This window comes from Streptomyces mirabilis, assembly GCF_039503195.1.
Classification (GTDB): domain Bacteria; phylum Actinomycetota; class Actinomycetes; order Streptomycetales; family Streptomycetaceae; genus Streptomyces; species Streptomyces mirabilis_D.
On the sequence record NZ_JBCJKP010000001.1, the window covers coordinates 700,116 to 719,092 of the forward strand.

An 18,977-nucleotide genomic window follows, 5' to 3' on the forward strand; every position below is an offset into this window, starting at 1 on the left:
GGCGACGCCCCGGAGTCGAGTGCGGGTCCCTCACCGGGTCAGCTCAGCGACCATTGCTGGTTGGATTGGCCGTTGCAGGTCCACAGCTCCACTGGGGTGCCGTTGGCGGTGGCGGCGCCGGTGACGTCCAGGCACAGGCCGGACTGGGCGCTGGTGATGGTGCCGTTGGCGTTCAGCGTCCACTGCTGATTGCTCTGGCCGTTGCAGGTCCAGGTGATGACCTTGGTGCCGGAGCTGGTGCCCCGCCCGGAAGCGTCCAGGCACAGCCGGCTGCCGCCGGAGTACACGGTGAGCTCCTGGGAGGCGGTCTTCGACCAGGTCTGGTTCGCCGCACCGGCGCAGTCCCGGATCTGTGTCTGCGTACCCGGCGGCGTGGACGAGCCCGGCACCTCCAGACACCTGCCCGCACCCACCGCGTGCAGCGCACCCGTCGTGCCACCGCCGCCGCCCACCCCGTAGCCGGCGGCGGTGATGGCGGCCTGCACGGCGTTCTCGGTGGCGTCGGAGGGATAGCCCGCCGTCATCGCGCCTTCGAAGAACTCGCCCACGCCATTGGGACTGTTGTCGCCCCCGGTGCCGAGCAGGACCGAACTGTCCACCTTCATCGGTGAGTAGCCGTTCGGCAGGGGACCGGAGAAGGTGGTGGTCAGACCACCGCTGCTGCCGTTGCCGTATTTGAGCGTGAAGTTGCTGGTGCCGTTGTTCTTCAGCCACGCGCTGACGAACGGATAGTGCACGCCCTGATTGTTCAGGTCCTTGTTGGAGCCGGCGTTGGTGTGGAACATGCCGTTCTCCAGGTCGGCCTCGACCCAGGGGCCGCTGCCGGTGCAGCCGCCGAACCAGCAGGCGTTGCCCCAGTAGATGGCGTTCATGGTGGCGTTGCCGGTGTCGGTGTGGGAGTTCTCACCGCTGCCGTAGTCGAAGCAGCACCACTGGTTCGTGTAGTTCGACGACGTCACCATGTAGATGCCTTCGGGCTGGGATCCGGTGGCCACGCCGCTCGCGTGGTCGATCCGGTAGCCGACACCGGGAGTGACCTTGACGCCGAAGACCTGATGGCCGGCCGCGGTCACCGGCAGAGTCATGGCGTCGGCCCCCACGTCGGATCCATTCGGGCCGGGGCCCTTCCAGTAGCCGCCCCAGGAGATCGGCAGGTCGTTGTGTCTGGGGGTCTGGTCGTAGATCTTCGTGATCGTGCACGACGTGCCCGCGCAGAACGACACCTGGGACGCGGCGTCGGCGTACCCGCCCGCGCCGAGCACCCCGATGTCGTGGTAGCTGCGGTCGGAGGACCGCTGGATCTGGTACAGCGGCCCGTTGTACGACGCGAAGAGCGCCCTCGTCGTGGCATGCGCCGTCACACACGGCGTGCCGCCCGCGGCATAGATGTCGCACGGAAGCGACGCGTCGGCCGCAGACGCGTTCGTCGGCGGGGTCGCCGGGTGCACGGCGGCGGGCGTACCGGTCGGCGGGGATGTGGCGAACGCCGGTGTGCCCAACGCGGCCAGGGCCATCGCAAGGGCGATCAGGAGCGCGGCCGGGAATCGCCTTCGTCTGCGATCGGTTGCTGATCCGGGCAAGGAGACCTCCTCTGTGGCGGTGCCACCGCACGACGGCACCGAAGCTGCCGGTGACCGAGGCGAGGGGGGAGTCATGCCAGCGTCCATCGCTGGCTGCTGCTGCCATTGCAGGTCCACAGCTCGGCGAGGGTTCCGTCAGCCGTGGCCCCTCCGGTGACGTCCAGGCACAGGCCGGATTGGACACCCGTGATCGTCCCGTTGGAGTTCAGCGTCCACTGCTGGTTGCTCTGGCCGTTGCACGGCCAGATCTCCACCTTCGTCCCCGGCGTGGTCTGGTTGTTGTAGGCGTCCAGGCACATCTGGCCGCTGCCGGAGTAGACGGTGAGCTGGTTGGGCGTGGAGTGCGTCCATATCTGGTTGACCCCGCCGTTGCAGCTCCAGATCTCCACCTGGGTGCCGGCGGTCGTGGTGGAGTTCGGTACGTCCAGGCACTTGCCCGAACCCACCGCGTGCAGCTCACCGGTCACGCTGGTGCCGCCGCCGCTGGTGCCGCCCGCGACCCGGTACATCACCGTGCCGTGCGCCGACACCGAGGCGCTGATCGTGCCCGAGGTGGTCGAGACCGCCCCCGACCACAGGTCGGTCAGCGTGTAAGCGGACGCCCCGGTCTTCCCGATCGCGGCCGCGGTGGTGGTGACGGTCGCGGTCGAATCCGTCTCGTTGAACAGCGCCACCGACACGTCCCCGCCCGCCAGCGGCTTGGCCAGCACGTCCCGGCCGCCCGAGGAGGAGACCGTGGTGCCCTGCTTGCCCAGTGGGTCCTGGTCGACCGCGATCACTCGGGAGTTGGTCAGAGTGGACAAGGTGTCCGCACTGGCCGAGGGGATGTTGGTGCCCGCGATCAGCGGCGCGGCCATCTCCGCCCACAGACTGAACTCACTGCGGCTCTCGGTGGCCGTCATCGAGCCGTTGCCGACCTCCAGCATGTCCGGGTCGTTCCAGTGGCCGGGTCCGGCGTAGGCGGCCAGTCCCACGTTGCTGTGGAAGATCGACAGCATGCTGGAGAAACTCGGGCTGATGTCCCCGGTGGTGCGCCAGCTGTTGCCCACGCCCGCGCCCCAGGTCCACACGTTCTCCTGGCCCCAGTTGCACAGGCTGAACAGGATCGGCCGGCCGGTGGCCGCCAGGGCGTCCCGCATCGTGGTGTACCGGGTCCGCGCCGGCGCCCCGGTGTTGTTGCAGTTGTCGTACTTCAGATAGTCCACGCCCCACGACGCGAACGACTGCGCGTCCGTGGTCTCGTGCCCCAGGCTGCCCGGATACTCCGCGCAGGTCGCGGTGCCGGCGTCCTCGTAGATTCCCAGCTTCAGCCCGAGCGAGTGCACGTAGTCCGCGGTGCCCTTGATGCCGTCGGGGAACTTGGCCGGGTCCGGCACCAAGTGGCCGCCGGTATCGCGGTTGTGGGTCATCCAGCAGTCGTCGATGTTGACGTACGAGTAGCCCGCCGCCTGCATGCCGTTCGTGTGCATGGCCTGCGCGGTGGACTTGATCAGCGACTCGGAGACGTTGCAGCCGTACGCGTTCCAGTCGTTGAAGCCCATCTGCGGGGTCAGCGCCAGCCCGTTGCCGAGCGCGGCGGCGGGCTGCGCCGTGCTCAGGGAAAGGAGGGGGGCCGCCGCGGTGAGCAGCACGGCCGAGAAGGTGAGCGCCAGGGTTCTGCGCAGGGACAGCAGCGTGGACAGCGGCCGAAGACCCCTGGCTCTCGCAGTGGTCATGGGCATAAGTCATCGACTCCTGGGATGAGTTGGGGAGCTTCGCGGAGTTCAGCGATAGTTGGCGGCTGTGATATTGGCCTGCACCGCGTTGTCGGTCGCGTCGGAGGGATAGCCGGCGACTACCGCCCCTTCGTAGAAGGTGCCGGCGCTCAGGTTGGCGCCGCCGCCGGGCTTGCAGCAGTCGCCGCCGCTGCCCAGGACGATGGCTCCCTGTTTCTTCATGGGGCTGTATCCGTCCGGAAGCCCGCCGTCCCACAGGGTGGTCAGGCCGCCGGACTGCGCATTGGCGCCCTTGAGGGCGAACCTCGACGTCCCGTTGTTCTTCAGCATCGCGGTAACGAACTTGCTGGGAAAAGCACGCTGGTTGGTGTTCCAGGACTGGCTGCCGCCGGAGTACAGGCCCCACTCGAGATCGGCCTGCACCCAGGGGCCGCTGCCGACGCAGCCGCCGAACCAGCACTCGGTACCAAAGTTGATCGCGTCCATCGCCCCGGCGGCGTCGGCCTTCCTGGTCGTCTCGCTGTTGCCGTAGTCGAAGCAGCAGCCACTGTTGACGTGAGTGCCACTGGTGACCATGTACGCCCCTTCGGGTGCGGCGCCGGCCGGCACGCCCGTCAGGTGACCGTCCCGCCAGTAGCTGTTCCCGGGATTGATGTACAGCGAGTACGCCTTGGTGCCCCCTGCGGTCAGCGACTCGGAGGTCGCCTTCGCGGGGCTGCTCTGACTCGATCCCGAGACCTGGGCCGAGCCCTGGTACCACAGGTCGTTGCCGTGTCCGGACTGGTCGCGGACGACCGTGATCACACACGAGGTCCCCGCGCAGAACGAGTCCTGCGCCGCCGCGTCGGCGAAGCCGCCGGGCGTCAGCACACCGATGTCCCTGGTCGCGTTGTCCGAGGAACGCCTGACCTGGTACAGGGCGCCGTTGTACGAACCGTAGAGCGCCCGCACCGTACTGTGCGCGGCCACGCAGGGCGTACCGCCCGCGAAGTAGATGTCGCACGGGCCCGATCCGCTGGGCGGAGGTGTCGGGGTGCTCCACTTCTGGTTGCTCTGGCCGTTGCAGGTCCACAGGATGACCGCGGTGCCGTTGCCCGTGCCCGCTCCGTTGACGTCCAGGCAGAATCCGGACGCCACACCGGTGACGGACCCGTCGGAGTTCTGTCGCCACACCTGGGTTGGCCGCCCGTCGCACGACCGGATGACCACCGGGGCTCCGGGAGCCGTCTGGTTGTCGTAGGTGTCCACGCACCGGGTGCCGTTCATCGTCCTCAGCTCACCCGCCGACGTGAACTCGAACGCCTGATTGACCTGGTCGTTGCAGTCCCAGATGTCCAACGCCGTACCCGGCGTGTCGACGTTGCCCTTGACGTCCAGGCACCGCCCCGACGCCGAACCCACCAGGGGAGCCACAGGTGCCGATACCGACCAGGTCGGCGCGGTCGCCAGCAAGACGGTGAGCAGTGCCATCACGCATACGGCGGCGGTTGCCGACAAGCGTGGTCTACGAGCGGGGTTCCGGGGCGAAACGGATGAAGGCTGCATTCTGTTCCTCGAAGATGTGGGGGAAGGGGGCAGAGAGTGCCGTGCCTGTCCGAGGGAATCCAGCCGGGGCGGTCCGTCGACCGCTCCCGCCAGCGGGCCCGAATGTACTCACAGAGAACACTCAGACATCCCATGTTCCATAGTGATCCCACACACCTGACACAGTGTCAACGCACGCGTCTCACCGAATCAGAACTCGATCCATCCCATGTTTGTCCTGGTCAGCTCGCCATGACGGCATGCCGGAACCCGCGTCCGGCGACGGTCACCGTGCCGGACACGGGGATGGATTCGCGGTACTCCGAAACGGACCGCGGGCAGGAGCGCGCGCTTGGCGCCGATCACCTCACCTGAAGTTCCAGTGCTGGTTGGCGCCGCCGGTGGAGTCCCAGACCTGGACGGGGGCCCCGTTGGCAGTCTGCCCGCCGGGAATCTCCAGCGCCCGGCCGGAAGCGACGTTGATCAGGGTGTACGAACCGTCGCCGTTCCGGCTCGCCCGCCAGTGCTGGTTCGCACCGCCATTGGCATCCCAGATCTCCATCCGCGTGCCATTGCCGGTCTGGCCACCCGGCTCGTCCAGAACCCGCCCACTGCCGATATTCGTCAGCGTGTACGAACCGTCACCGTTCTGATTCGCCCGCCACTGCTGGTTCGCGGCACCACCGTTGGCGTCCCAGGCCTGCAACGGCGTGCCGTTCGCCGTCTGCCCGCTCGGCACGTCCAGCACCCGCCCCGCGGCGACATCGCTCAGCGCGTACACCTGGCCCGAGACGATGCCCCCCGAGTTCCCCGTACCGCCGCCCAGCGCGGACAGGACCGCGTCGTAGGCCGGCTTCTTGCTGCCGTTGCCGCTGAACAGCAGCGGGTTGTCGCTCGACCGCCACGAGTCGCTGTCCCTGATCCCCCACACGGTGATGCCGGTGCAGCGGGGGACGTTCATGCACGCCTGCACCGTGTTGGCGTAGGCGGTCGGCGACGCCTGGGCGATGTCGAGTTCGGTGATCTGGACGTCGACGCCGAGGGCTGCGAAGTTGGCCAGGGTGGTTTGGAAGCTCGACGGCGGGCCGCCGGCGCCGAAGTGGCTCTGGAGGCCGACGCAGTCGATGGGCACGCCGCGGGACTTGAAGTCGCGCACCATGTTGTAGACGCCCTGGGTCTTGGCGTCCGACCAGTTCTCGATGTTGTAGTCGTTGTAGCAGAGCTTGGCCGAAGGGTCGGTGGCCCGGGCGGTGCGGAACGCCTCCTCGATGAAGCCGTTGCCGAGCACGTCCTGGAACACTGAGCTGCGGTGCTGGGTGGAGCCGTCGGCGAAGGCTTCGTTGACCACGTCCCAGGCGTAGATCTTGCCCTTGTAGTGGTTCATCACCGTCGTGATGTGGTTGTTCATCACGCTGCGCAGGGTGTTCGCGTCCCTGATGCCACTCACCCAGCCGGGTAACTGCGAGTGCCACACCAGGGTATGGCCACGCATCCGCTGACCGTGCGCGGTGGCGTGGCCGACGATCTGGTCGCCCGGGCCGAAGTTGAAGTTGCCGCGGGACGGTTCGGTGGTGTCCCACTTCATCTCGTTCTCCGGGGTGATCATGTTGAATTCCCGGTCGAGAATCGTGGAATACGTCGAATCGCCCAGCCTCCCGGCGGCCACAGCCGTGCCGAAATAGCGGCCGCTGTCGGCCGCGGCCGCGCCCAGCGTGCTGGAAGCCGCATGGGCGGTGGGCGCCGCTGTGCCCGCCAGGGCCAGTACCGTGCCTGCTGTCAGACCGGTGACCGAGACGAGGGCCTTGCGAAGACGGGGCCGCTCATTGAGCCAGGACATAAAGGATCATTCTCCTTGTGTGTGAGAGGGGAAGACACCGACCGCGAGACGCTGCTGCGAGTGGAGTGGGGTCACGGGCTCAGGAGACCGGCAGAGCGGTGCGTACCGTCAGTGGTGGATGCACCGGGGTCGTCGAGGCAGCGGCCGGAGACCGGGTTGCGGTAGCCGCCGTTGTACGCCTGCCATTGCTGGTTGGTTCCGCCGTTGCAGTCCCAGACCTCGATCGTGGTGCCGTTGGCGGTACCGCGGCCGGTGGCGTCGAGGCACTTGCCGAGGGCCCGCAGGGTGCCGTCGGAGTGTGCGGACCACTGCTGCGCGTCGAAGCCGTTGCAGGTCGCGATGTCCGCGGCAGTCCCGTTGGCGTTGTTGCCGCCGTTCACGTCCAGGCACTTTCCGGCGATTCCGGAGCGCACCTGACCGCCCGCGGAAGCCGGCGGTTTGATCCAGCCTGCCGCTTCCGCGGCCTGGACCCCGGCGTTGAAGGCGACCGCCATCTTGCGGTAGCCGTTGTCGTTGGGGTGCGGGGAGTCGGCCAGGTCCACGCTGGTCAGGGCGCTCGTGTCCAACAGGCGTACATGCTTGCCGGCGTCCTGCTCGGCCTGCACGATGCCGGGTGACTCGGCGTTGAACGCGGTCCGGTTGGCCTCCTCGGTGCCGCTGGTGGAGATGATCACGGTGCCGACGAGGACGGTCGCGTCGGGTGCGTCGTTGGTGATCCGGTCGATGAGCGCGCGGAGCCGGTCGGGGGCGGTCGGGATCTGGTAGCCGCCGTTCAGGTCGTTGGTGCCGATCTCCAGGGTGACCACGTTCGGCCGGTAACGGGCCAGCACGGAGTCCGCGATGCCGGTTATCTGGTCGATGCGCCAGCCGGAGCAGCCTTCGTTGTCCGGGTCGGACATGGTGCCGCCCCGGCCCGAGCCGACGAAGTCGAGGGCGTGGCCCTCGGTCGACAACTGGTTCCGCAGAAAGCCCCGGTAACTGTTCCCGGACGGGCTGCCGACACCCCAGGTGATCGAGTCGCCCAACGGCATCAGCCGCAGGCCGGTGGGCGTTGCGGCGGCCCGCGCGGCGGAGGGCGGCGGTTCGGTGCCAGTGGCGGCCGCCGCGGGCAGGGCGGTGCCGACGCCGAGCGCGGCCGTCAGCGCGGCGGCCTGGGGTGCCGCGTACTTCTTCATCAGCGTTCCTCACTGGTGCGGGACAGTGGGTGGGGGGTGAACGAGCACGCGAGCGGGTCAGCGGGGGGTGAAGTCCTGGTTGCTGCCGGCCGTGTTCTTGCAGGGCCATTGGTCGAGCTGCTGGCCGAGGTTGCTGCCGCCGCCGTAGACGTCAAGACACAGACCGCTGTTCTTGTTCTGGAAGGAGTACGAGCCGTCGGACTGCGGTACCGGCAGCCACGGACTGGCGGCCGCTCCGTCCGGGGCCTGCTGCACGATGTCGGGCGTACCGGCGGTCGTGGATCCGCCCGACACCGCCACGACCTGTCCGGAGTTCTGCGTCCGCAGCTGTCCGTAACCGCCCGTGGCCGGCACGAACTCGAACCGCTGGTTGCTCTGCCCGTTGCAGGTCCACTGGTCGATCGCGGCACCCGCGCTGGTGGAGCTGCCGTACACGTCCAGGCACAGACTGTCACTGCCGATTACCAGCTGGTGGGAGCCGGTGGGGAAGCCACCACCGCCGCCCGACGCCCGGACGCCTGCCTGCTGGATCACCTGCTGCGCGCCCTGCGGCCAGTTGGTGCCGCTGACCAGGACGTTGCCGGTAAGGACGTTGTTGTGCGGAGGACCGGTGGCCACGTACGTATTGCCGCCGTTGTACCAGTTGCCGGAGAAGGTGCTGTCGTCGGTGTGGTTGTTCGCGTTGGCGTTGGTGAGGGCCCAGTTACCGGCGTCCTGCACCACGTTGTGGGACACCGTCAGATGCCGGGAGCCCTCGTCGAGGTACAGCGCGGTGGTGTGGTTGTTGCCGTACATGTAGTTGTCGGAGATCACCGAACCGGGGCTCGCGGACAGGGTGTAGATACTGCCGCCGTCGAACATCGCCTTCTTGGTGTCGAAGACCAGGTTGTGGGAGACGGTGCTGTTCTTCAGCGTCGTGGGAGTGCTGTAGACGGGCTGGTAGGTGTACGTGCCCCGGTTGACGTAGTCCTGGCTGCCGCCGGGGTCGTTGATCCCCCAGCCCCAGCCGATGTCGATCCCGTCGTAGGGAAGGTGGTCGCACTGGTTGTGGGTGATCGTCGCGTTCGAGACGTAGGTGGACAGGATGCCCGCGGTCTCCTTGTAGTCGGTGCCCACCTCGCTGACCCGGTTGTCGCTGATCACGATGTTCTGGTTGGTCATCTGTGGGTTGCCGGGGTGGTGCGCGTCCGGCTGGATCCCGCCGACCTGGATGCCGCTGCCGGCGATGTCGGTGAACGTGTTGCCGGTGATGGTGACGCCGCCCGCGCCGAGTCCGGTGCCGGAGGCCGTGGCGACACCGTCGTTGCCCACACCCAGTCCGGCCTGCCCGAGTTCGGAGAACGTGTTGCCGGAGAACGTGATGCCGGTGGCGGCGGAGACCTGTACGGCCGCGGGCATCTGCACCCAGTGGTTACGGGCGGCCTCGAACTGTGGGCACCCCGACTTACAAGTGCTCAGCCAGTTGGCGGGCATCGCGTAGGCACCGGTGATGTGCGCGCCGCTCTGCTGGTCCGCGTATCCGTCGGATCCGCTCGGGCCGAGCCAGGAGGATCCCGTGAACCGGATGCCGGTGAAGCTCAGGCCGGTCGCCGGTGAGCTGTAGCTGCCGCTGATGCCCAGCAGACTCTGCAGCCGGGGCAGTTCGACGTCGAGGCCGTTCGGGTTCTGCCCCGGCTGGACCCGGTAGTAGAGGTCGCCGGTGGACGAGTCGAGATACCATTGTCCGGCCTGCTTGAGGAACGCGTAGTTGTTCTCGAGATACATGGTCCCGCCGGCGAACGGCGCGTTGATGGTGTCGTATCCCCAGGAGTTGTTGTTCCACGCGGGCTGCTGCATGGTGATGGTCCTGCCGCTGATCGACTGGACCGGCGCGTAGCGGTCGGTGAAGGAGTTGAGGCTCTCGACTTCCATGTGGCTCTTGTCCGAGAGCCCGGCCAGGTAGTCGAGGGAGGAGTCGGAGACAGTGAGGCCGGTCTGGGTGAAGGTGAAGGCGGAGCGGGGCACCTGGATCGCCGCCCGCGGCGCCTCCTTGCCGTTCACGTACAACTGACGCGTGTTCACACCGGTGCCGACATGGGCCGACCAGATATCGCTGCTCTGATCATGCACCTGCCAACCCGATATCTGCTGGGCGCCGCTCACGAACGGCTGCTGCCCGGAGACGGCCTGATACGTGATGGTGTGGCTGTTCTGGCCGCCGTCGCCGGAGCCGAAGGTCAGCGGCTTGGACAGCCGATAGGTGCCACCGGCCAGGTAGACCATGACGTCCGAATCGGCCGAGAGCCGGTGCGCGGGTTGCTGCGCCTGGTCGATCGTCGCGAACGGCTGCTCGGCGGTGCCGTTCCCGCCAGGAGCCGCACCCGGCACCACGTACAGGGCGGCTGCCGACGCCTGGCGCTCGGCGGGTACGGCGTACACGGCCCCGGCCGCGGCCAGGCTCTGGGCCGGTAAGGCGAGCAGAGCCACGGGGGCGGCCCAGAGGCCGCGGAGCACTCTGGTTCTGGACATCGTCATCCTCCAGTGGTGGCGCACATGGGCCGGTGGTGTCGGGGCGGTGTGGCGTTGTTCGCCGTCGAGGCCGCCCGTACAACGCGCCCACTCAGGGGTTGGGCGAGGGGGATCGGGCGATTCGGCCGGACGGTCGGAGAATCCATGTGGAGCTGCCCGCCGGGCGTCGGGCACGGGGATGCCAGTATCCGGTGGCGGTGGCCCGTGGCCGGGGGATGAGCCGACCACGGGCTGGAGCCGTTCAGGTCAGTTGAGACTCCATCGCTGATTGGATTGGCCGTTGCACGGCCAGAGTTCGGCCAGGGCGCCGTTGGCCGTGTCGGCGCCGGTGACGTCGAGGCAGAGTCCGGACTGGGTGCCGGTGACGGTGCCGTCCGAGTTCAGCTGCCATTGCTGGTTGGCACCGCCGTTGCACGGCCAGGTCACCACCTTGGTGTTGGCGGACGTCTGGTTGTTGTACGCGTCCAGGCACATCTGGCTGCTGCCGCTGTAGACAGTCAGCTGGTTGGAGGACGTGCGGGTCCAGGTCTGGTTGGCAGCACCACTGCAGTCCCAGACCTGCAGCTGTGTACCGGCCGTGGTGGACGAGTTCGGCACGTCCAGGCACTTGCCCGCGCCCACCGCGTGCAGCGCACCGGTGCTCGTCCCGCCGGAGGAGTTGCTGTATCCGGCCGCGGTGATGTTGGCCTGGACCGCGTTCTCGGTGGCGTCCGACGGGTAGCCGGAGGTCATCACGCCCTCGTAGAAGGTGCCTTGGGCGCCCTTGCTGTTGTCGCCGCCTATGCCCAGGATGATGGCACCCTGCTTCCGCATCGGGTTGTAGCCTGGGACGTTGGGACGCGGTCCGTCGTAGAAGGTGGACAGGCCGCCGGACTGCGCGTTGCCCCCACGGATCGCCCAGTGGTTCGGGCCGCCCTTGATGATGGCGGTCGTGTACCGGTGGTTGATGGTCGGGTCGCCCGCGTTGTAGTGCTGGTTGACCCCGGAGAACAGGCCGTTCTCCAGGTCGGCCATAATCCAGGGGCCGTTGCCCGAACCGTAGCCCCAGACCTTGATGTTGCCGAAGTAGATGGCCTCCATGGTGCCGTTGCCGTCGTCGTTGCTGTCCGTCTCGGCATTGCCGTAGTCGAAGCAGCAGCCGCCGTTGTAGTGCGTGCCGTCGAAGATCGCGTACATGCCCTCGGGGTTGTCCCCGGTGGCGATGCCGTTGGTGTGGTTGTTGCGGTAACCCGTACCGGGCGCCACGAAGACGCCGTAGGCCTTGTGACCCTCCACCGTGGTGGGCGCGGCGGTCGCGTTGGCGAGGTTGTCGGGGCCGCCCGCGGCACCGCCGCCCGGCGCCTGGGTGAGGTTGTTGCCGCGGCCTGACTGGTCGTAGATGATCGTGATCAGGCAGGTCGTCCCCAAGCAGAACGAGTCCTGGGCGGCTGCGTCGGCGTAACCGCCCACGCTCAGGACGCCGATGTTCCGGGTGGTGTTGTCCGAGGCACGCCGGACCTGGTAAAGCGGCCCGTTGTAGGAGGCGTACAACGCTCGCGTCGTACTGTGCGCCGCCACACAGGGCGTACCGCCTGCCGCATAGAGATCACACGGCCCGGACGTGGCGGCCCGGGCCGTCTCGGCCGTGGCTGTGGCACCGGCCAGCGCGCCGACGACGAGCACGGTCGCGGCCCCCGCCCGGGTGAACGTTTTCAGCCGGGAGTGATGGGAGCGCTCCCATTGGCGGGCAAGTGTCTGATCCGGCACATTCTCCGGCCTGCCACGGCGCCGCACCGCCGCGAGCAGCCGTTGGACGCCACCGCGCCCGGCCAGCAGGTGGCGTCTCGTACGTGTGGTTCCCATCTGATCTCCCTACCGTGCCGACGCAACCCGGTCAGGTTGTGGTGGTGGCACTGACAAATGCCGAAGCGCTTGAACGTGCCGTTGTGCAGTGGGATTGCAGAGAGGTTTCAGGGGGAGACGGTGCTCCCGGTCTCGAAGGACTGTCAAGGATGCGGAGGTCCCTGCCGCGAACCTTGTGGCGGAATCGATTCGACCGCTGATTCCTGTGGTGCGCAAGGTCTCAGCGCTCTCGAAAAGTTGCGATGTGACGGCAGCGGACGACGGCGCGACCGCCCGCCGTGCGGGCGCTGCGGGCCGCGCGGGTGTGCCCGACGGCCGGGCCCGGATCACCGGATGACTCACCATCATGCCGGTGAACAGGGACGTAGCAGAAACGCCCCAGACCGCGCAGCGCCGGTTCGGAGGGCGTCGGCCGAAGCGGCGGCGCCTCGGCCCGCGCGTGCGCGCCGTCTTCACCGCATGACGCCATCGCCCCCGAACTCCACCAGTCGTATCATCCCGTCGAAGCGCTTGTGCGGAATCGATTCGCTGCATGCCGTCCCGTCATACCTCAGACGCGGAACGTGTGACGATTCCCGGCAGCTCGACGCCGTTCCCCGCGACTCATGGCACTCGGGCATCCTTCGTCGGCCCGAGCCCGCCAGGGCGCAGCGCAGACCGGCCGCATGCACCGCCGGGCAAGAGGGCGCTCGACCAGCACCGTCCCTGACGACTCCCCCCAAGGAGGTTGCCTGGTGCACCATGGGGGTTACCGACGCCAAGAAGCGCACATTACGGCGGAAGCCCGAGAACTTCCCCTCCAGCCGGACACAGCCCGGGTTGGGGGGCACGGCCCGTCACGACGGTTGCGGCCGCGATCAGGTGGGGTCGCCGGCCGCCGACGCCGGCTGGAGGGTCACGAGCATCGCAGCGACAAGTCCCGCGACGGTCACGTTTCGTCGTGACCGGCGTCGAGAACAACAGCCGCACCGACTACGACGTCGTCCTCGCGCCCCGGCGAAGAGCCACGGTCGTCAGCCTTGCCGAAGGCCGTACCCTGCCTCGCCGACACCCTGGGCCTGATGGCGAGCAGATGCGCGCGAGGTATCCTTCGGCCCGCGGTCAAGTTGTCGGGGAGCTGCATGAACATCGGGGAGATCGCTCGGCGCGCCGGCGTGTCACGCAGCACGGTGTCCTACGCGCTCAGCGGCAAACGACCCGTCTCGAGCAAGACCCGGAGACGTATCCAAGACGTGATCGACGAATTGGGATATCGCCCCAACGCGACCGCGCGGGCCCTCAAGGAGGGCCGGACCCGAACGATCGGTCTCGTCATCCCGCCGGCCGGCAACAGGCTCACACACATGCAACTGGACTTCGTTGCCAGCGTGGTCGACGCCGCTGCCCGGATCGACCTGGATGTGCTGCTGTCCCCTTCCGGCGGGGATCATGACCGCTCCTTCGAGCGGTTGGCCTCGGAGGGCCGCGTGGACGGTGTCATCCTGATGGAGATCCGCATGGAGGACCTTCGTGTGGGTCGCCTGCAGGACGCCGGGCTGCCCTTCGTCGGCATCGGGCACACGGCCGGCGACCAGCAGATGTCCTGGATCGACGTCGACTACGCCGGCTTGGTCCAGCACTGCGTGCGACACCTCGCCGATCTGGGGCACCGCCGAGTGGCTCTGATCACTCGTTCCCCGGAACTCGTCTCGGCCGGTTACGGCCCGGCACGCAGGGCCAGAGACGGTTTCGAGGCCGCCGTAGCGGAACGCGGCCTCGATGGCATCGAAGTGCCTTGCGGGGACGACGCCCGCTCAGGTCACGAATGCGTCGAGGCGCTCCTGCGCAGCCATCCGGACCTCACCGCTGTCACCACCATCAACGAGGCCGCCCTGCCCGGCATCCAGCGCGCGCTGGCGGACGCCGGCCTCCAAGTGCCGTACGACTTCTCCATCACCGGAGTGGCGGCCAAGGCCTGGGCCGAGGACTTCCGCCCTCCGCTCACGGCAGCGGACGTACCGGCTCTGGAAATGGGCGAGAAAGCCGTTTCCCTGCTGGTGGAACGCATCACCGCGCCGAACACCCCGCCTCGGCACATCCTGTTGACCCCCGCGATCTCGCTGCGCTCCAGCACAGCCGCCGCACGCACCGGCCGGCAGGTGTGAGTCGACCGCGCGGCGCGCTGAGCCGGGCGGTACGACGATCGCGTCCACAAGACGCGCCCGACGCCCACCGTTCCACAGGCCGAGTCCTGCGCCTGCCGTGGATTGACTGGACGCCGCTGGACGGTCTCTACACCCTGTGCCGAATGGGACCGTCCTGTCAGAACGTTTCGCCCACCGCCTGCAGCCACGGCCGGCAGTTGCCGGTGTGGGTCGCCTGGAAGCCGATGTCGACTGACGCGTCTGGAGTGATGGCGGCGTTGTGGGCGACGTTCCTGGCCGTCACCTGGCCGGAGGCGGGCGAGTAGTCCGCGTTCCAGCCGGAGGTGATGGTCTGGTCGTCGGGGAGGGTGAAGACGAGGGACCAGCCGTCGATCGCGGTGGTGCCGGTGTTGGTGATAGTGATGTTCGACGTCAGGCCGGTGTTCCAGGCGCTGACGGTGTTGGTGACCCGGCAGGTCGCCGTCCCCGGCGGTGGGTTGGAGGTCTGGAACTGCGTGAAGAAATTCCAGACCTCCTGCGGCACCCAGGTCCTGGTTCCGCTGTCACCAGCGACCCCGTCCTGCGGGGCGGCGATGGGTCCTTCGTCGAACGCGGCCCAGACGACCGGATGCCCGGCCGAACAGCCCGAATAGGCGGTGACCCGGCGCGTCAGGCTGCCCTGGGCCGGCTCCGGCGGGTTCTGGGCGGTACAGCCATCGCGGCGGACCTGTGCGTCGACACGACAGCGCTTCGCCCTGGCCAGGGCGTACGAGATGGCCTCTCCGTAGCTGAATCGGAGGGGCCATCGGGAACGAACCCCGACATCCTTGCCCGCATACCCCTGCGTTGGCTCTCCCCAGTGTCCAGGCACGGGGCTCCGTGCCCCTCACCGTTGCGGGACTCCGCCACCTTCATCGATCCGGGACAGCACATTCACGCGAACCAGATCACCTGAGGCGACGAGCGAATCGGACCAGATCATTCGAGATTGGGACCATGTCCGCTGAGACGGGACACGTTGCTTCGGGCGGATCCGCCCGAAGCAACGTCTGGCTCTACGCTGCATCAACAGACCACTCGACTCGTCAAGCAAGGACCTGACACAGGCACTGAGGAAGGAGACGTCGTACTGGTGGCCGGACTGCGGCGGGCCCGGCTGCCCATGGGATGTTCCTGTTGACGGCTCGCTTGACGGAACTCCGACCCTGAACGCTATCCAAACAGGCGTCGCTGGATCTCCCGCCGGTAGTCCTCGAGCGTCCTGTCGAGGTGTGTCGCCGTGGCCTCGGCCGCCTCGTCGGGCCGGCCGTCGCGAATGGCCCGGTAGATCACCTCGTGCTCCACGACCGCGGACTCGGTTCCTTCACCGAGCGTGTCGTGGATCCCGATCGCGCTGGACTGCCGCTGCAGTCGGCGCGCGTCACGCACGGCGCTGACGAGGAAGGTGTTGTGCGAGGCGACGGCAACGCCCATATGGAAGTCCTCGTCCGCCTCGTTGAACACTTCGACCTGACCGTTGACGAACCCGTGCCGACACTGCTGCATGGCCACCTCGATGGTCCGCAGCTCGGCGGGCGTGGCACGGGTGGCGGCCAGACTGCTCGCGGCCATCTCCTGAACCCTGCGGAACTCGAACAGCATGAGTACGTGATCGAGGTCGACGGGGCGGAAGAAGCCGCCCCAGCGGCTGGTGATGAGCATGCCCTCGTCGTCCGCGACGAACAGCCCGCGCCCCTTGTGCGCCCGGACCCTGCCGAGCGCCGAGAGGATCTTCACGGCCTCCCGCACCACCGCCCTGCTGGTGTTCAGCCTCTGGGCCAGATCGTTCTCCGTGGGCAGCCGATCACCTGCCACCAGACGGGCCTCGGCGATGAACTCGAGGATCCGCTCCGCCACGATCTCGTAGCCGGGCCGGTAGTCACGCCGCTCGTCCGCGCCGTTCGCCGCTGCCGCCGCAACGGGAGGTGCCTGCGTCGGCAAGGCCGGCTGGGCCGCGGGCGTGTCGTTCATCTGTCCTGCCTCCTGGCTGACGCAACTGGGGCGGCTGATCGCTGTGGAGCCGCGCTCATCGTATCCCAAGCATCAATGAGTCGTACTCATCAGGCAAGTAGATCCACATCATAGAGCGGGATCCTAACTGGTATGAACGGTCCCCTATTAGACATTCCTCGTTCTTCGACACCGCATCGCACGCAATTCGCTGGGATGAAGCCCGCACAAACCCTTGACGGAACCCTCGATAGGGCGGCTAATTTCTTCCGCGACGGCAATCGGGACGGCCGTCGCGGTCCCCGACGCCCGACCGGTTCGGCCCGGCGTCGACCCATCCACGCGCCACCTGCCCATCTGCTCGGGGCGCCCTGTGAAACAAGTGGAGTCGCACATGACCGTCAACAAGCCTTCGTCCGGCCGGGAGAGTGCGTCCAGCAAGAGGCGTGCGGCGTTGCTGGCCGGCTGCGCGGCCACCGCCGCGCTGGCCCTGACTGCCTGTGGAGGCGGCGGCGCCACGGGTACGACGACCAAGGACGGCTTCGCTCAGGCGCCGCAGAAGGACGGTGCGTTGACCGTCTGGGTGGACGCGACCCGTGTGGAGGCCGCGAAGCTGTACCAGCAGCAGCACCCGAACGTGAAGCTGGACATCGTCACCTACGACGGCGACGCCAACGGTTCGAACTACCTCCAGACCAAGGTCCAGCTGTTCAACCGCACCGGCAAGGGCTGGCCGGACGTCGTGTTCAGCTCCCAGAACAACGAGGCGAGCTGGGCGGTCGACGCGGGCTTCGCCGCTCCGCTCACCAAGGGCCTGATCCCCTCGGCATCCCTGGGGAAGTTCGCGAGCGGGGCCAACGACGTCTGCACGGTGGGCGGCACCGTCTACTGTCTGCGCAACGACCTCTCCCAGGCAGTGCTCTGGTACAACGCTCCGCTGCTGAAGAAGTTCGGCTACTCGGTGCCGACGACGTGGGAGGAGTACCAAAAGCTCGGCGAGAAGATGGCCAAGGAGCACCCGGGCTACCTCGTGGGTGACGCCGGCGACTCCTTCACGCCCGAGATCTACCTGTGGGCGAGCAAGTGCGGCGCCAACCACATCACCGGCCCGAAGGCTGTGTCGGTGAACACCTCCAGCGAGGCCTGCACCAAGATGGCCAAGCTCATGGACGTGCTGATCGAGAACAAGTCCATGTCCATCAGCGGGGTCTTCAGCACCGACTTCGGCAAGAACAAGGCCGACAAGGTCCTGCTCATGCCGGGTCCGGCCTGGTATGGCGGCGCGCTGTTCGAGGGCACCTTCAAGACGCCGGCCAAGCACATCGCGGCCGCACCCATCCCCCAGTGGCAGGGGGAGACCTCGCCGTCCACCGGCAACGTCGGCGGCGGCACCTGGCTGCTGTCCAAGCACTCCGCGCACATCAAGGTCGCCACCGACTTCCTGAAGTGGGTCACCACCGACAACGCCTACCAGGGCAAGAAGGCGCCGGGCTTCCCCGCGTACACTCCGGCGGCCGAGACGTGGCTGAAGGGACAGGACGCCTCCGGCTACTTCGCGAGCGACCTGAGCGCCCTCAAGGCCGCCTCCTCCCAGGTCTGGAACGGCTGGGGCTCGGGCCAGTTCAGCCAGGAGGCGATCTGGGCCGCCACCGTCAAGCCCGGTCTGACCCAGGGCAAGAGCGTCGTCTCAATGCTGCCGGCCTGGCAGGACTCCATCGTCAAGTACGCCAAGTCCAACGGATACAAGGTCTCCCAGTGACCCTCACCCACTCCCGGGCCGGTTCTGCCACCCGGCGCCGTCGCGGGGGCGCCCGGCAGAGCCGGGCCGGTATGGCCTTCGTCGCCGCCTACGTGGTCCTGCTGATCGCCTTCGGCGTCCTTCCGACCGCTTACGCGATCTACTTCGCCTTCACCGACGCCGGGGGCAGGGTCACCGGCTTCACCAACTTCGTGACCACGGCGCAGGACTTCCGCTTCCTGGACGCCGTGGGCCATGTCGCCACCTACCTCGCCTTCTGGCTCCTGTCCCTGGTGGTGTTCGTGGTGGCCCTGGCGCTGCTGCTGCACCGCCTGGCCTCGGGTTCCGCCAGCAAGGCGCTGCGTTTCCTCTACTACATCCCGGGAGCGCTCGCCGGCGCCGCGAGTGTGCTGGTGTGGCTGTTCATGCTCGACCCGACGGTGAGCCCGGTCAGTTCGCTCTTGGGCGCGCTGGGATTCCACACCTTCGGCGAGGTGATCGCGCCCGGCAACCTGCCCCTGCTGTTCACCATCATCGCGTTCTGGACCGGCGCGGGCGGCTGGATCGTCGTCATGTACGGCGCGCTCAACAACATCCCCACGGACGTGATGGAAGCCGCGCGCGTCGATGGCGCGGGCGCCTGGCAGACCGCCTGGCACGTGCAGATCCCGATGCTCCGCAAGTGGATCGTGTACATGGTGATCCTGGCGTTCGCGGGCGGCGCCCAGCTCTTCGTCGAGCCGCAGTTGCTGTCCCTCGCCAGCGTGGGCGTGGCCGGACGCGACTACTCGCTGAACCAGCTGACGTACGACTTCGCCTTCCAGATGAACAACATCAACGGCGCCGCCGCGGTCTCGGTGGAGCTCCTGGTCGTCAGTGTGTCGGCCGCGGCCGTCTTCGTCGCACGGTCGGGGTTCTTCGATGCCGACTAGAACCCCTGTCAGTC

The 18,977-nt window shown here is 67.8% G+C and carries 10 protein-coding genes and 2 pseudogenes; 3 read left to right on the plus strand and 9 right to left on the minus strand.

Going from position 1 to position 18,977, the window contains the following annotated elements; translation table 11 throughout:
- Window positions 1-38: 38 nt before the first annotated feature.
- The 7 genes and pseudogenes from AAFF41_RS03760 to AAFF41_RS03790 form a co-directional block, all read right to left on the minus strand.
- Window positions 39-1,514, minus strand: a complete 1,476-nt coding sequence (locus tag AAFF41_RS03760) for an arabinofuranosidase catalytic domain-containing protein (protein WP_425526231.1) — start codon at window positions 1,512-1,514, stop codon at window positions 39-41.
- 137 nt (window positions 1,515-1,651) lie between these two features.
- Entirely contained in the window at window positions 1,652-3,301 is a 1,650-nt protein-coding gene (locus tag AAFF41_RS03765) for a glycoside hydrolase family 27 protein (protein ID WP_425526101.1), read from the minus strand.
- Between the two features lie 42 nt (window positions 3,302-3,343).
- The gene (locus AAFF41_RS03770) at window positions 3,344-4,765 is read right to left on the minus strand and encodes an arabinofuranosidase catalytic domain-containing protein (RefSeq protein ID WP_343323456.1); all 1,422 of its coding nucleotides are present in this window, start codon (window positions 4,763-4,765) and stop codon (window positions 3,344-3,346) included.
- Window positions 4,766-5,189: 424 nt separating this feature from the next.
- Window positions 5,190-6,656 (minus strand): annotated as a pseudogene (locus AAFF41_RS03775) (glycoside hydrolase family 10 protein); the annotation flags it as partial.
- Between the two features lie 71 nt (window positions 6,657-6,727).
- The gene (locus AAFF41_RS03780) at window positions 6,728-7,831 is read right to left on the minus strand and encodes a ricin-type beta-trefoil lectin domain protein (protein WP_343323457.1); all 1,104 of its coding nucleotides are present in this window, start codon (window positions 7,829-7,831) and stop codon (window positions 6,728-6,730) included.
- A gap of 57 nt (window positions 7,832-7,888) precedes the next feature.
- On the minus strand, window positions 7,889-10,339 hold the full coding sequence (locus AAFF41_RS03785; RefSeq protein ID WP_343323458.1) for an RICIN domain-containing protein: 2,451 nt from the start codon (window positions 10,337-10,339) through the stop codon (window positions 7,889-7,891).
- Window positions 10,340-10,585: 246 nt separating this feature from the next.
- Window positions 10,586-12,181: an arabinofuranosidase catalytic domain-containing protein gene (locus tag AAFF41_RS03790; protein WP_343323459.1), complete on the minus strand. Its 1,596-nt coding sequence runs from the start codon at window positions 12,179-12,181 to the stop codon at window positions 10,586-10,588.
- A gap of 1,121 nt (window positions 12,182-13,302) precedes the next feature.
- On the opposite strand from AAFF41_RS03790, the gene AAFF41_RS03795 reads away from it, so the two are divergent.
- Complete coding sequence (locus AAFF41_RS03795; protein WP_319753262.1) at window positions 13,303-14,325, plus strand: LacI family DNA-binding transcriptional regulator; 1,023 nt, start codon at window positions 13,303-13,305, stop codon at window positions 14,323-14,325.
- Window positions 14,326-14,482: 157 nt separating this feature from the next.
- On the opposite strand, the pseudogene AAFF41_RS51440 reads toward AAFF41_RS03795, so the two are convergent.
- Window positions 14,483-14,779 (minus strand): annotated as a pseudogene (locus AAFF41_RS51440) (cellulose binding domain-containing protein); the annotation flags it as partial.
- Window positions 14,780-15,516: 737 nt separating this feature from the next.
- On the minus strand, window positions 15,517-16,314 hold the full coding sequence (locus tag AAFF41_RS03805) for a FadR/GntR family transcriptional regulator (protein ID WP_319753261.1): 798 nt from the start codon (window positions 16,312-16,314) through the stop codon (window positions 15,517-15,519).
- Window positions 16,315-16,687: 373 nt separating this feature from the next.
- On the opposite strand from AAFF41_RS03805, the gene AAFF41_RS03810 reads away from it, so the two are divergent.
- The gene (locus AAFF41_RS03810; protein WP_343323460.1) at window positions 16,688-18,052 is read left to right on the plus strand and encodes an ABC transporter substrate-binding protein; all 1,365 of its coding nucleotides are present in this window, start codon (window positions 16,688-16,690) and stop codon (window positions 18,050-18,052) included.
- Window positions 18,049-18,963, plus strand: a complete 915-nt coding sequence (locus AAFF41_RS03815) for a carbohydrate ABC transporter permease (protein ID WP_319753259.1) — start codon at window positions 18,049-18,051, stop codon at window positions 18,961-18,963. The genes AAFF41_RS03810 and AAFF41_RS03815 overlap by 4 nt, the downstream gene beginning before the upstream one ends.
- Window positions 18,964-18,977: the final 14 nt, after the last annotated feature.

What these genes read in the sequence shown, in the direction of transcription:
- AAFF41_RS03760 (WP_425526231.1), bottom strand. Translation starts at nt 1,514, where the DNA reads ATGGCCCTGGCCGCGTTGGGCACACCGGCGTTCGCCACATCCCCGCCG.
- AAFF41_RS03765 (WP_425526101.1), bottom strand. Translation starts at nt 3,301, where the DNA reads ATGCCCATGACCACTGCGAGAGCCAGGGGTCTTCGGCCGCTGTCCACG.
- AAFF41_RS03770 (WP_343323456.1), bottom strand. Translation starts at nt 4,765, where the DNA reads ATGGCACTGCTCACCGTCTTGCTGGCGACCGCGCCGACCTGGTCGGTA.
- AAFF41_RS03780 (WP_343323457.1), bottom strand. Translation starts at nt 7,831, where the DNA reads ATGAAGAAGTACGCGGCACCCCAGGCCGCCGCGCTGACGGCCGCGCTC.
- AAFF41_RS03785 (WP_343323458.1), bottom strand. Translation starts at nt 10,339, where the DNA reads ATGTCCAGAACCAGAGTGCTCCGCGGCCTCTGGGCCGCCCCCGTGGCT.
- AAFF41_RS03790 (WP_343323459.1), bottom strand. Translation starts at nt 12,181, where the DNA reads ATGGGAACCACACGTACGAGACGCCACCTGCTGGCCGGGCGCGGTGGC.
- AAFF41_RS03795 (WP_319753262.1), top strand. Translation starts at nt 13,303, where the DNA reads ATGAACATCGGGGAGATCGCTCGGCGCGCCGGCGTGTCACGCAGCACG.
- AAFF41_RS03805 (WP_319753261.1), bottom strand. Translation starts at nt 16,314, where the DNA reads ATGAACGACACGCCCGCGGCCCAGCCGGCCTTGCCGACGCAGGCACCT.
- AAFF41_RS03810 (WP_343323460.1), top strand. Translation starts at nt 16,688, where the DNA reads ATGACCGTCAACAAGCCTTCGTCCGGCCGGGAGAGTGCGTCCAGCAAG.